Below are 13789 nucleotides of genomic sequence, written 5' to 3' on the forward strand. Positions count from 1 at the left end.
TCGGGCGGTCTCTCCCGATATACGGGCGGTCCGCAGCGAGCTTCGAGCGGGCGGTCAACCACAAGCCAACAAATAAATGTTGCACCCCAACGAGGATTGCAACATTTTAATAAGATTATCTATTCAAGTGTTCATGCACTTTTCGTTGCCCTGCGCATGACATCCAATATTTCCTTAATTATTTCACTATTTGTACTGTTTTTTCCTTCTAGCAATTCCACTTCATTTTCATTAATCATTTTAAATGTCCAATTGCCTGTTGGTGATGTGAGTATATGTAATCCTTCAATCGACCAATTACTATCTTCTTTATAAAACATCATCAAACGGCTGTTATGTATCTTGTTTTTAATGGAATGATTCAACTTTTTAGTTATGCTGGTCAAATTACGACTTTCATTAAATGGCTCTAGTTCACCGGTATCCAAAACCAAATCTTTTTCCACGCATGTATTATACATGGATGTCGTAATAAGAATTCTATCCTTCATTTGCGCGTGTTGTTTTTCAACGCCAGCAAGCATACGTGGATAGATGACGCCATTCCATGTGTCGTCAGGAGCCCCGTGCATATAGAGCGTGTAATTATTTCCCAAAGTTTTAGAGCATTCGACTACATTCTCTGTACCAAAATAGAATACGTTTTTCTTTTTTCCATCCGTTATAATTTCCACAGTCAAATTCGTTCTGGACATAATCCAGAGCGCATTGGCGAACACTTCCTCTAACTTAACTTCACCGTCGACGAGGTTAACAAGCCCACGAAGATGAAGTTTCTTATACGTTTTCTCCCATTCCTTTTCTATTTCCTGTTTTGTTAACGCTATAAATGGATTGGAAAAACCGATGATTTGCTTTGTATTCAGCGTTTGCAACATAACGAAAATATCATTTTCCGTAAACTCTGGAATCATATCTTCACTTCCTTCTCTTACTTTTTTTAGATTCGTCTTGTCTTTCATTCAGTGGTAAACCAAAAGAGGGGTATACCTGTTTTACGAGATCCATATTTTCACTAATATAATAGTATCGGTGAATGTAGACTGTAAAATAAGCCGTGAATAGTGATAATAGTGAGAGTAATACTATGAAAATTATCATTTTTGCAGATTCACTGTAGACGAATGTTAATATGAGTTGGGCAATTACATATCCTATTCCCGCAAATGATAAATAACGAACGTTAATACTCTTCATCTGTTGCATTTTATGGTACGTTCCTGAGTAAAGTGCCTTTATATTAAGCCAGTTTATCGATACCAATAAGCCGATAAACAGTATAAATCCAATAATAAAAGGAGTTTTTCCTACTGATTCTAAATGGAGATACAGTAATTTTTGTATTGCTAAGAAATAGACAAACGTATTGACTACCCCGTATATCCCGAAGAAGAGATAATAGGACTTCTCAAACTTGTAGGGGGCAATTAAATAAAGCAATGCCCATATCTGGATTAAAATAATGGGTACAATTGCTATAGTAAAGTACAGGGCTGAGAATGGTACAGCAATGATTGGAATCATTCCAGCCACGTATAGAAAAATGGAAAAGAACACAATAATATTCTTTCTGTTTTCTTGAGGAATTTGGAATCTTAAATAAGACAACGTAACCTCATCAATCACTTTTTTTTCGATTTTAGATTCGCCCCTATCCTTTAAACCATGAAGAAATACCATCTATCATGCCTGTTGTGCCTTTTTTTATAGCATCACCAATTGAGTCCGCTTCTCCATCATTGTCAACATCCATAATTTTAAACTCACTAAGGAATGCAGTTACTACTACACCTGCAACAAGACCAACTACTGCCCCAACTGCAACGCCAAGAGGTCCACCTGCCACACCAACAACTGCTCCCATCTGAACTCCTGCCCATGCAGAAGCTGCAATCGATGCTCCCGCAACAGCAACGTCTCCAGTCACATTACCAGCAATTTCACTAGTAGACTCGCCATTGTTGACGCCATGATAGATATCTCCGCCTACAGTTGTAGCAATGCCGAGATAGCCGATCTTGTTCCCTGCAAACTTGAAGGATTCTTTCACATTCGTCATCGGATCTACACGGCGGAAGATCTTCGTATAATTCTCTGCATCTCTATGCCGATATATCTTCCTCCTAACACCGATTAATTGTGGTTCAGTTATTTTCACTATGGTTCTTCTATCTCCACGTGGATATACTCTAGTACCGCGGGTAATTCCAAATCCTTTGGCAGCCAAATTGATATCTTTTGCTGCTTGATAGCCTGAATTGCCAAACATCGCCAAGCTTGCAGCGGCATTAATCGGCTTTTCTTGCCAGTCATTTATATTCAGGCCCACTGTTCCTGCAATATCAGTCCACAAATTATCTTCACTATAACTTGGGTTTGCAACGTCTACTCCATTTTCCTTGACGCGCGGATTTTGACTTAGTGCATCTTGTTGTTGTTGATGGTGAAGTTTTGCGATAGGTGCATTTTCTTGAGCTGCATTCCAAGCTTCCCTTGGGAAATTAATAGCGGTCAGTCCTTCTGCCATCAATCCTTCAATATCAGCTACCCATACTTCCATATTAACAATAGCGGCTTCAATCAGCGTCAACGCTATCGTCTGTGTTGCATCGAATTCATTCAAATCGGTAATTGTTTTCTCACGCTTCGTTTGTGCACTTTTCACGCCTTCATGCACTTCGCTGTCATCCAAATGCGGTAGGGCGACGATATCACGGACTTCATCCATGATACCATTGGTTTCGTCCGTCATTGTAAGCGTTAAGTCGTCAATCGTTGTCAGTCCATCTTTCACGTCGGCGTCGAGAAAACTTTCTTGGATGAAACCATTCGAAGCCGGTTCCAGCGTATCCAGCGCTGAATTCATTTGAGTCAGTGCGCTGTTGTACGCTGTGTTAAACGTTGCAAAAAATTGCAAGAACGGCATGTGACAATCGTTGTAAAATGCCCGAATTGCGTCACCGCCCTGCCCTTTGAGAGAATCATCCAGTCCAACTAACGCCCCTACGGCAGTCTCGATTGCTTTCATCTCACCTTCCAAACGATCGAGCATCGAAATGTTCTTCTGCAACCCTTCTTCAAACGGGCCAACGTCCAGTACCTTCATTGGGTCACCTTCTTCGGTCCAGACAGTGTGTTTTGCATACCCGATGCAACTGTTTCGTCGGATTCGCTCATGAATTGCACTGAATTCGTGGTCGTTGCGATATTCGCTTGGAGCACCCGTTGGTAATTTGTTAGGAGCGTTTCTAGCTTGGTTGAGAGCTCCGTCAATTTTGTCACGACATCCAACGTATTTCCTGTAATCGGCGGTTCTGCTGTTGGTTTCAGTGACGTGGCCGCAAGCGTCATTTCTGCTATTTTGCTTTCAACATCTGCGTATACTATTTTTACTTCGGTAGACATTATCTTTGTGCCTCCTCTGCTCTTGCCCTGGCTTCTTCCGCCGCCCGTAAACTCGCAATGGTTGCTTCGATTGAAGCGATTTCAGCAATGAGCGCATTTATTTTATCCGTAATTGCAGTGAATACGTTCGTGAACTGGGTTCCCACGATTTCCAGGTAAGGTGTATGGATTCCCGCTTCGCGAATGTCTTGGAAAGCCGTGGCGAGCGTGCCATGCCATGTTGTTGCCGATAGCTCGGGTTGTAGGCACTTTTGTTCATGCGATTGAAATTCCGATTGTTTTCCTGTTAAGGTTGTTTGGCAGGCAATGAGCCGCCTCAAATCCTCTTGTTTTTTCTTTAACAGGGCGATGTAATATGCAAGCAAGCTTTTTCCTCCTATCCTGTGGGTTTACTGCCGTCTGGTGCATTGACCAGCTTCGGTAAGAAAATCGTGAATACAACAACGAGGCCGGCCGCAATGATGGCAAGTAGAATAATGGTCCGCGTAATATTGCCGGCAGTTTCCTCTTCAATGCTGTCTACAGGCGATCGCTCGTTTTTAGCAACTTCTGTCTTTGTGAAAAGATTGAGTTCAGCTGATTTCACTGCGACAGTACTTTTCTCTCCACGTTCTGAAGTCCTGAAAAGAGAGGAGCCGTCGCTTCTTTTCGGTAATTTCTTTCTTCCGTCAAAGTAGATATCGAACTGTTTCGTCGGAATGGTGTTTTTCATTTCAACTTTTTTACTGTCATGCAAATAATCGGTGTTTTTTTTGAATTTTAGTTTCTCATAAATGACTGGTTCCAAATCGAGATTGGGTTCATCCTCAGCCGACGCCAGAACACTCGCCGCTCCAACAGTCCAAAAGAGTAGCAGCGTTAGAAGCAATAAGCCCCCTATTTTGTTCTTCATAGGCCTAATCTTCCGTTACAATTTCATTCTTTTTATAGTTGCTGATTAAATAGGAGACTGCGAGCATCGCAATTGCAACGAGGCCAGTCACGATTGAACCTCCTATGAAACTTGTTTCAGGTTCATATCTTATGGACATATAAACTGTCGATAAAATATCAGGAATATTCAATTCTGGGACAGCGAGAATGAGTAAAGGAATGATGTACAAACTCATCAAAGCAACACTTGCTATCCACCCTGCCGTTTGTCCAATCTCCAGTGCTGCACGGATAATCGCACTACCAGCAAGAAGCAGTAGAATCGTGAAGATGGTCCACTGGACTGCACGTTGGTCGTTTAGAACGTACATATTGATGCTATACAAGCTAATGATTAGCCCTACGAGCAACGAAAGAATTCCAGTCATTCCGAGACGGAAACCGATGGGTCCTTCTTTAATGCGGTACGTGAAGAAACCGATTAGCAAACTGCTCATTAACAGAATGAGGAATAGAATGACGGGCGGCACTTTTTGCACTTCATCCGAAAATGCGGCTTCCCCTTTGACTTGCAGTGGATTAACAAAGTGATTAAAGACATAGCCATTCTCTTGACCGTCCACATAGGTGTTACCTAAGAAGTCTTGAATATCCGTATCGAACTCGGACATGGCACCCACATTTGTTTCCCATTTATCGCTGAATTCGGTGGATGTAGCTTTAATATCGTCTGCTTTGACAGTTAAATCATTGGCATAGTTGACAAGGCCATTTTGTCTGTCGGATAGTGAATTCATCATGCCGCTTAGCGCAACAAGCTGATTGCTCACTTCCCTTTGTCCTGTTGCCACTTCCCCTTCAGTTGTTGAGGGAACTGGTTCTCCTGACGCTTCTTGAATTTGACTCAGCAGGAGATTTGCCTGCTCATCAATCAAATTCAATTCAGTCAATAACGCAGCATGCTGCTCTTCCACAGTTTCTTTATGGCCGGACATGATGGCAGCAAACGTTGTACTCAAATCACTCATGCCGATTTCAGTTTCAGGGATACTTCCCCCCACTGCGTCCCAGCCTTCAAGTTCTGTTTCGTTCAGGTCAACAACGTTTTTCAATAATGCTGTTAAGATTTCATCTTTCAGAATGCCATCTTTCAGGGTATTTTGCCCTTGTTCATCGAGCATGAATTCAAATTGTTCAAGCGTTGCATAATAGGACAGCAGTGCCGGTGTATCCTTGCTGGCAGCACCTTTTGCAAATGTTTCTCCCAATCGATTTCGTTGATCAGCTGATAAACTGTTGTGTTTAAGAAGAGAAGCTTCTTTTTCTTTGATTTCGATTAATATTTGCGCCGTATCTGTAGGGTTGGACTTCACTAGATGTTGAACGGTGTCATACTCGCCGTACAATACTTTGTAATTGCCAATCAAGTCATTATAGTCAGCGGATGCTTTGACGTAATTATCTACACCCTCTTTTTTGGAACTGTTCCAGATTGATTCTTTTTCGGACAGAATTGTATTCATGGATGAAAGTTCGTTTTCAAGATTCGTCAGTTCGCCGATGAGTGCTGACTCGGGATCTGTTGCAGCCACATTTGCTTTCATAGTAGAAAGTGCTGCTAGAACTGCGTTGACTTTCGTTTGTTCTTCTTCTAGACCTGGTAGTACCAACGCCAGTTGAGCAGCTGCTTTACGATCCATTTCTTCTTTTACCGCAAGCATCTGTGCTTCTTTAGCAGATGGGTTAGAGGTTCCTTCTGTGGAACCGTTTTTCCCATTTGCAATGCCATTTTCTAAATTGCGTAAAATGGAATTATTATAACGGTCAATCGCTGTTCCTTGTACGACGAGGAGATCTTTCAGTTGCCGATCGACTTCGCTTTTTCGTAGGTCGGACAGTGCGTCGAATTTCTCTTTGTTGACGTCAATTATATTATTCACTTTTTGAATTTTGCCGTTTAAATGTTCGTTACTGTCTTTAAGTGTTTGAACCGATTGGTTAAATTGGTTTGATTGGTTGGCAGCAGCTGCGTGAATCTTAGCCAGACTGTCATTTTGGACTGTTTGCAGAATGTCTTTCTGATTTGCTTGGAAATCTTTATACTGCTGTACATAAGTTATGAAACCGTCCATTTGTTGCCCGAACGAATCTGCATTTTCAATTCGGGTCGTATGTCCTTCATTCGCATCACTCATGGCAGTACGTAAAACGTCCATCTGTTCTTTCTGAAGATTCATCTCTGCTGCTAGTTTCTCAGAACCCGGTTTGTAGTAGTCGGACATTGCAGTGAGAAATTCCGTTTCCTTACCTAAGATATTATTAAACTCTTGTTTGATATGATCCATTTCTTGTGCAATATAGCTCCAATACAGTGTCGACACTTTATCGTTTACACGGTTTGTAGCCGTTTCAATTTCATGCAGCACTTTTTCCTTTTTAGTACCCGCTTTTTGAGGCTGTACCTGATAAGAAAATTCCGCTTTTTCCGGATTCTGTTGATCGTAAGACATGATGCTATCCGAAAAGTCTGATGGGATGAATACAATTGCCTCATGCTGATTCGATTTCAATCCGTTAACGGCAGTACCACGACTCATTACTTTCCATTCATACGGTGAATCTTCCCCGAGAATGGAAACGACTTCTTCACCCATTGCGACATTTTCGTCATCCTTTGACATGCCTTGGTCTTCGTTGACAATCGCAATAACCCGCTTATTTGAGTTGTCAGCGTTTAAGAGATTGACGCCAAGGAGCTGGAAGAAAAGAATCGGAAGCGCCACGATGAGCACAATTCCCACAATCATTTTAATCATCTTCATATTCTTATTGGTTGTCATTGCAGAATCTTCCTTTCAATCTTACATAACGGGATTTGAATTTTAGCGGCATTGCCGTTCAAAATGTAATGAGCGAATCCTAACGGAAGTTCCGCTTCTTTACGCTCGTAAGCGACTGTGTATAAAGTCTGTTCCGATTTCTTCATGAAGATGAGCGCTTGGCGAACGAGTTTCAATTCGTTCGTAAATGCGTCATACCCTTTTGTAATCTCTGCGTTATTTCCAGAGACTAAGACATTGAATCCTAAGTGTGAATACTTTTTCATCAGTTTCGATAAACGGTCTTGTATCCCACTATCTGCGACTTGTAAGAACCTTGTGTAGCCATCGATGATAAAATAGGAAGGCATTATTTCTAAGGTTCCTTGTCCTGCTGTTACTGATTCAAGATAGTCTGTTTCTGCTTGAACGTAGAATTGTTCAACCTGTGCGATCCACTCGACGAGACGTTCTTTCGTTTCCAAGTAGTCGACTTTTGATTCGCCGGCAAATAGTGACAGACCACGGTCGAATGAGTCGAAGATGGCGATGAAACCAGCGTCTTGTTCTAGTAGTGTCTGAAGAATCCACTTCAACGTATTCGTTTTCCCACGTTGGACTTGGCCCACGAGGAGGCAATGGCGGTTTTTCTTGAAATCAATCATTACAGGCTGCACGCTTTCTTCATCCAAACCAATTGGCACAACACCTACTTGTTTTTCTGCCTGAATGAAGGACGGGAAAATGGTTGACGTCAATTCAAGCGGCAACATCGGAATCGATTGAGGCTGGTCATCGTTGCGGTAGTACTCTTTCAATTCTCGAGCTTTCCCTTTTATGGCTTCCAGTACTTCGAAGTCATTTTCCCCAGGCGCAGGGAGAATCATTTGTGCAAAATACACATCCTCTTTCTTCACAATCGCTCTTCCAGGGAACGGCTCCAGTTCAAACGGTACGCGCCCAATGACTGTGAAAGATTCTGTGGAATCCATCAAATAATGAACCACTTTCGTTTTCAAATTATTCATAAGCGATTGTCTGACCGATTGAACCCTTGTCGCAGCGACGAAGAGGTAAATACCCAGCGACTGTCCATCCCGGCCGAATTGGATCAACTGCATTTCGAGTTCTTCTATTTCCTCACGGATGATATCGTAATTATCGACAACCAAATAGATGAGCGGTAAACGGTGACTTGCTACTTCGTTGTACATCGTAATATTGCTGACTTCCGCTTGCTGGAAGGCGATTTTCCTTTTCGATATCTCGTCTTTCATCATTTTGATCAGTTTTTCACGTTTCAACTCTTCGTCCATAGTGAAATAATCTGCCGTATGTGGCAATTGACGAAGCGGAAGCAGTGCGCCATTTCCATAATCCAAAATGTAGAAGTTCGCTTCACTTGGCGGCAGATTGTCAGCAATGCCCATAAGTGTCGTCAGTAACGTGTATGACTTTCCATAGCCTGAAGAACCGAAAACACCAAGATTGCCGTCTTTCATCCAGTCATAATCAATGGGCGTCTGACTTTGTTTTTCTGGTTCATCAATCATACCGACTGGGAAACTGCCTAGCCTCGGAAACGCATCTTTCGGTTTTTCAATGCGCAGTGGCAGTGGCGGCAACCATGGACTGGCCAGTTTACGAATGGATAGTTCTTCTTGCGTCTGTGCAATTTTGGCGGTGACAGCTTCCATTTCGGTTAAACTGTTCTTTTTCTTGCTGACATTTGTTTCAATGCCAGACAGCGGATAGAGACCGAGGTCCGTGACAATCGCAATGTCATCTTCCCCTTCTAGCGTCTCTTCCATATACGGCGCGCCGCTCCAAGCGGATTGGAACAATTCATACACTTCGTTGTTCCCAACTTGTAAATAGCCGCGGCCCGTTTGGGTGATCGTGGCTGCGTCGCCATTTTTCAAAATTTCTTTACTATCCGATGCATCCTGTACTTTCAAAGCGACACGGAAACGGGCATTACTCCAAATCTGCTCATCGATGATGCCACCTGGTTTTTGTGTAGCCAGAATGAGATGGACACCGAGGCTTCGTCCGATACGGGCAGTACTGACGAGCTCGCGGATGAATTCAGGTTCTTCGCTTTTCAACTCTGCGAATTCATCTGAAATAAGGAATAAATGCGGCAAGGGTTCCGATGCATTTCCTTCTTTATAAAGCGTCGTGTAATCATCGATATGCGTGACAACGTATTGGTCGAAAAGACGCTGCCTGCGTTTCAGTTCACTATTAATAGAAGTAAGTGCGCGCATACTGAAGTTTTTACTGCCTTCAATGTTGGTGATTGTGCCCAACAGATGGGGGATATGCTTAAAGGGCTGTGCCATCCCGCCGCCTTTATAGTCAATCAACAGAAACGCGACTTCATGAGGATGGAAGTTAACGGCTAGCGATAAGATAAAGGTCTGAAGAAATTCACTCTTCCCGGAACCCGTCGTCCCCGCTAGCAAGCCGTGCGGACCATGTGCTTTTTCGTGCAGGTTCAAGTGGACGAGCTCTTCTTTCCCTTTGAAACCAACCGGAACCGCGAGTGACTTCGCTGATTCATTGGTCAGCCAGTTGCGCGCAATCGGAACGTCTTCAACATCCTTCACACCGAACATTTCTAGGAAAGCGACTGTATCAGGAATTGAATTTTTCATGCCGATTTGATGGTTGAGCGTTTTCAACATGCGGGCAAAGCGCTCATTCGTCGAGCGGTCATTATCGTCAAGCTGGAAGGGTGTATTGACTGCCTTCCCAGCATTAATAAGGATATCCCCTTCCCGCTCATTGACATAACGTACAAGTGTATGGACGTTCTCCGTCATACGTTCTTGTGCGGACTCTGCAAAGATCACGGAAATACCGAGATCCGCATTGTTTTTCCCTTCCAAATACTCCAAAATAACATGCTCCGCGATTAACGGGTAGTTGGATACAATGAAAACGAGATGAGGTGTAAATTTCACTTTCCCTTTCATTTCATCTATATCGCGTTCGCGAATGATTTCATAAAGCGATGATAGCAACTGGTCACGGGTCTCCTCGTTATGGATTAACCCCTTCGCATGCATATTCGGCAATTGGAAATGCGGCAGCCACTTCATCCATTCAACGTCTTTGTAATCCTTATTCTTAAAGATATAAATGAATCTCGTGTCATGATAACTATGTGAAAAAGCGAGTTGACCCACAATCTGATTCAATGCACGCTTGCTAACCGATTCTTTTCCGACAATCCCGAGAATTCCTTCTGATAAACGAGCAGTAATGGGGGCATTCGGAATTTCTTTGTAAACACTCTCCATCCGCTGCGCTTGTTCGAGCAAATCATCGACTTCCCGATTCGCCAAATCTCCCGATGAAAGCGAAATCGCGTAACTCGCTGGGACTTGTCCCGTACCCAGTCTGAATTCTAGGAAATCGTGACTATCCAGCGCCTTCTCCCAAATCCTTCCCGACAACTGATCAGTCATTTGTTTCATCTCTTCAAATGGAGGGAAATGATAATCAAGCACTTCCTTCTGTTTCGTGGAAAGCGTATAAAGTTCCTCGCGCATATTTTGCAAATAGGCTGCGTACACACGGCGTCTTTTCGCTTCATTTAACTTACGGCGTTTTCGATCTTTGAAAAATTGAACAGTCGATGTAACGAGCGTCATTAAAAACATTGAAATGGAAATGATGATGAAGATTCCGCGTGGTATTAAGATTGCAACGAGTCCCATGACGATAAGCATCACAAGAGGTGGTGCAATTATGAGCAATAACCCACGACCCGAATCATCACTTTCCTGCGCCGGAAATGACAACGATACTTTTTCTTCCGGAAGATCATAAATCATTCGCGGCGTCCGTCTATAATCAGGATACATAGAGACAATTTCAGATGTCGGTACATCGATTTCTGATAGATGGGTAGTGTAGTAAATCGCAGAAGTGACTTCTAAAATATCTTGTTCAATTAACTTCATTTCCATGAATGCCCATTGAAGCACATCCCCGATTTGAAGCACTTCATTGATGTCCTCTTTTTTGCCGTTAACATACAAAGGACAACTGTAATTCTTTTTAATAATCCAGCCCTTTGCTGTTTTGTTCAATGAAAATTGACCGGGCTCCGCTTCAGGAAAACGGGTTTCATCTCGATTGAACGTAGCCGTGTCATGTAATCTATTAAAGGAAACTTCATTTTCAAAATCGAGATAGTACGTTTTAGAAGTTACAGGCGTAGTCACCACATACAAAACCAGTTCCATTTCTTTTTGCTCAATGGATAAACTCGCTTCAGGTGTTAGCAACCCTACGTAATCAGCACCGTCTCGCACCGTGAAGCCGCCCTCGTCTTTTGCCACGGTAAAAGGACCTGACTTAAAGGGGAAAGACCGAATCGTGACATCATTTTCGATGTCGGGTCCGATTGTTAGAGACGTAAATTCTTTTTCATGTAGATCGATACGCTGATAATTCTCCCCGTAAAACACCCATAGTTGTAGCACATGCACACCTTCTTTTTATAATTCGAGTTGAAGCTTAGGAATCTGCTTCTTTGTCCTTCGCTTTTTCTACTTGTTTCTCTGTTTCTACTTGCTTCGCTTTCTCTTCAGCTGCTTTTGCTTTCTCTTCAGCTTGTTTTTCTTCCTCTTCAGTTTGTTTCGCCGCTTCTTCAGCTTCTTGTTCTTTTGCTGCATTTTCTTCCTCTTGCTCCATTAACTCATCATAAGCATCAACTTCAGTGTCCACTTCTTCCAAGAGGTATTGTTTCTCTTCTCCTGTTAGATCTGGGTCCGCTTGAATTTCTTCGCGCCTTTTCAATAATCCAAAGGCAATGAGCTCGCCGTCTTCCATAGACCTGGCCAAATCCACGGCATCCGCAGCTTCTCCACGACCTAGATAGATCCAGTATTTTAAGTAGTCCGTATCCGTCTGCAATGTAATGTTAGACAACACATTCTTTTTCTGCTCTTCGTCCAATCTTTCATTGGTTACGAATGAATACGCCAGTTCATAGAGCATCACGTAAGGCATTGGCTTGATGCTATAAGGGCTTAACACGGTGACAACTTCACTGTAATTCCGTAGTAAAAAATATTCATGGCTATCGATGTACGCTTCGTTTTTCGGCTTTTCGTGTAGTAAGTATAGTATTGCGAATAGAAGTGCGGGTATCAGTAGCACGCTAAGTCCGATTGATGTCCATTTTGCCATTTTCCATTTTTTCCGCGGAAGTTTTACAATCGTTGTCTCTTTCGTTTCCAACAGCTCAAGCTGCTGTTCAATAAAATCTAGCAAGGATTGACTGTCTGGCATGGTCATTACTTTCGCGCCGACCTCTTTCAACTCCAGGACCTCGTTATACTTTAAAAAATCTTCAAATGTGAATGAATCATCTACTGCCGCGGCCACCGCTGCTTTTGTTTCCAGCCAGACGCGCTCTTTATTTGTTCCAAATGGCGGCAAACTGCCCATCACACCGTAATAAATGAAGACCGGCGTCATTCCTTTACTGTAAACAATGTTTTCCGGACTGACGACTAGATTGAGACGGGGATACGGATGCGCTTCGACGTTCGTTACAAGCTGATGCGCAAACATCCATCTTGACCTTACTTCTTCCGAATGAATTTCACTAAATCGTTTCAACGAACTTGGAATCGTTGCCTGGATGATCAATTCATCATCTGTACTGGTAATCTCTTTACCAATCTCAGGACTTACTTCTTGTAAAAAGAGAATTTCATTACTACTTTTCAAACCGATTCGTTCTTTTTGGAAGACGAAGGTGCTTTTGTTCTCTTCCTCATTGATCTCCGCGCCGATTAAATCTTTCAAATATGTATGTCCTTTTTCCGCCATCTTATTGACTCCTTCAAATGATTTCTATACGGTCACCTGTCGTGATTCCACAATGTGCTAGCGTTAAATGCCCCGGAAATCGTTTATCTTTATTAACCACCCGAATCCAATGACCTTCACGTGGATCTTTTGAAATCGAATTGGCCTGCCAAGCAATATCTATCATCTTTTTCATTGTATAATAGTCTGATAATCGCAGGTCGATGACATCCCCTTGATAATTTGACAGATCTACAGTAATTTCGATATACATTCCTATTCACCTCAATGAAGGAAAGAGCGCCTTCCTATGAGGGAATGACGCTCCACTATTTTCTGACGCTGTACGATTAACCGCGGATTTGTCCTGCGATTTGCTGATCTGCGTCTTGCAAAGCTTGTCCTGCACGGCTAAGTTGTACGCCGACTTCGCTTAGCAATTCACGCATTTCATTGAAACTTGGCTTAAGGCGCTCATATTGTTCAGCAAACGCTGCACTAGAAGCCCCTTCCCACATCGATTGCAATTCACCAATCATTCCGTCCAAACGGCCGATTTGTGAAGCAACCTCCCCTGATTCATGGTTGTAGCGTGATGCCATTGCTTCCAGTTCTGCTGGTGTTACGCGAATAATTCCTGACATTCAAAACATCTCCCTTTTTGATCGAATTTTAGTGCATTTATAAAATCACTGTATTAATAATGACAATTTCTCATTACGATACAGAAACTTCCTTTTTCATCGCGACAAATTTTGATGCATCACCTCCTTTTAGTATTCGGTGATGATTAGGGAAGCCACTGAAAAAGTCCGACTTCCTTCAATCCCGTTGATTTCCGTTCCGAGCGGACGCTT

At 42.8% G+C, this 13789-nt stretch carries 11 protein-coding genes; all 11 read right to left on the minus strand.

Annotation, left to right across the window (positions count from 1 at the left end; translation table 11 throughout):
- Positions 1-131: 131 nt before the first annotated feature.
- On the minus strand, positions 132-962 hold the full coding sequence (locus tag AC25Y6_RS11765; RefSeq protein ID WP_488143166.1) for a hypothetical protein: 831 nt from the start codon (positions 960-962) through the stop codon (positions 132-134).
- Positions 919-1533, minus strand: a complete 615-nt coding sequence (locus AC25Y6_RS11770; RefSeq protein WP_488143167.1) for a hypothetical protein — start codon at positions 1531-1533, stop codon at positions 919-921. The genes AC25Y6_RS11765 and AC25Y6_RS11770 overlap by 44 nt, the downstream gene beginning before the upstream one ends.
- A gap of 118 nt (positions 1534-1651) precedes the next feature.
- Positions 1652-3106: a ribonuclease YeeF family protein gene (locus AC25Y6_RS11775; RefSeq protein WP_488143168.1), complete on the minus strand. Its 1455-nt coding sequence runs from the start codon at positions 3104-3106 to the stop codon at positions 1652-1654.
- The gene (locus AC25Y6_RS11780; protein ID WP_488143169.1) at positions 3103-3405 is read right to left on the minus strand and encodes a YwqI/YxiC family protein; all 303 of its coding nucleotides are present in this window, start codon (positions 3403-3405) and stop codon (positions 3103-3105) included. The genes AC25Y6_RS11775 and AC25Y6_RS11780 overlap by 4 nt, the downstream gene beginning before the upstream one ends.
- A complete protein-coding gene (locus AC25Y6_RS11785) occupies positions 3405-3770 on the minus strand; it encodes a YwqH-like family protein (protein WP_488140445.1) in 366 nt (121 codons plus the stop codon). The genes AC25Y6_RS11780 and AC25Y6_RS11785 overlap by 1 nt, the downstream gene beginning before the upstream one ends.
- An 11-nt stretch (positions 3771-3781) precedes the next feature.
- Complete coding sequence (gene essA / locus AC25Y6_RS11790) at positions 3782-4297, minus strand: type VII secretion protein EssA (RefSeq protein ID WP_488143170.1); 516 nt, start codon at positions 4295-4297, stop codon at positions 3782-3784.
- Positions 4298-4301: 4 nt separating this feature from the next.
- Complete coding sequence (gene esaA / locus AC25Y6_RS11795) at positions 4302-7118, minus strand: type VII secretion protein EsaA (protein WP_488143171.1); 2817 nt, start codon at positions 7116-7118, stop codon at positions 4302-4304.
- The gene (gene essC / locus AC25Y6_RS11800) at positions 7115-11596 is read right to left on the minus strand and encodes a type VII secretion protein EssC (RefSeq protein WP_488143172.1); all 4482 of its coding nucleotides are present in this window, start codon (positions 11594-11596) and stop codon (positions 7115-7117) included. Before essC ends, esaA begins: the two co-directional genes overlap by 4 nt.
- A 34-nt stretch (positions 11597-11630) precedes the next feature.
- Positions 11631-12953, minus strand: coding sequence for a type VII secretion protein EssB (gene essB / locus AC25Y6_RS11805; RefSeq protein ID WP_488143173.1), 1323 nt, complete (start codon positions 12951-12953; stop codon positions 11631-11633).
- Positions 12954-12966: 13 nt separating this feature from the next.
- Complete coding sequence (yukD, locus tag AC25Y6_RS11810; protein WP_488140440.1) at positions 12967-13206, minus strand: ESX secretion system protein YukD; 240 nt, start codon at positions 13204-13206, stop codon at positions 12967-12969.
- Positions 13207-13282: 76 nt separating this feature from the next.
- Positions 13283-13576, minus strand: coding sequence for a WXG100 family type VII secretion target (locus tag AC25Y6_RS11815; protein WP_488140439.1), 294 nt, complete (start codon positions 13574-13576; stop codon positions 13283-13285).
- Positions 13577-13789 lie beyond the last annotated feature (213 nt).

It is taken from the genome of Sporosarcina sp. Y1004, assembly GCF_057669665.1.

What these genes read in the sequence shown, in the direction of transcription:
- AC25Y6_RS11780 (WP_488143169.1), bottom strand. Translation starts at nt 3,405, where the DNA reads ATGTCTACCGAAGTAAAAATAGTATACGCAGATGTTGAAAGCAAAATA.
- essB (WP_488143173.1), bottom strand. Translation starts at nt 12,953, where the DNA reads ATGGCGGAAAAAGGACATACATATTTGAAAGATTTAATCGGCGCGGAG.
- AC25Y6_RS11815 (WP_488140439.1), bottom strand. Translation starts at nt 13,576, where the DNA reads ATGTCAGGAATTATTCGCGTAACACCAGCAGAACTGGAAGCAATGGCA.
- esaA (WP_488143171.1), bottom strand. Translation starts at nt 7,118, where the DNA reads ATGACAACCAATAAGAATATGAAGATGATTAAAATGATTGTGGGAATT.
- AC25Y6_RS11775 (WP_488143168.1), bottom strand. Translation starts at nt 3,106, where the DNA reads ATGAAGGTACTGGACGTTGGCCCGTTTGAAGAAGGGTTGCAGAAGAAC.
- essA (WP_488143170.1), bottom strand. Translation starts at nt 4,297, where the DNA reads ATGAAGAACAAAATAGGGGGCTTATTGCTTCTAACGCTGCTACTCTTT.
- yukD (WP_488140440.1), bottom strand. Translation starts at nt 13,206, where the DNA reads ATGTATATCGAAATTACTGTAGATCTGTCAAATTATCAAGGGGATGTC.
- AC25Y6_RS11765 (WP_488143166.1), bottom strand. Translation starts at nt 962, where the DNA reads ATGAAAGACAAGACGAATCTAAAAAAAGTAAGAGAAGGAAGTGAAGAT.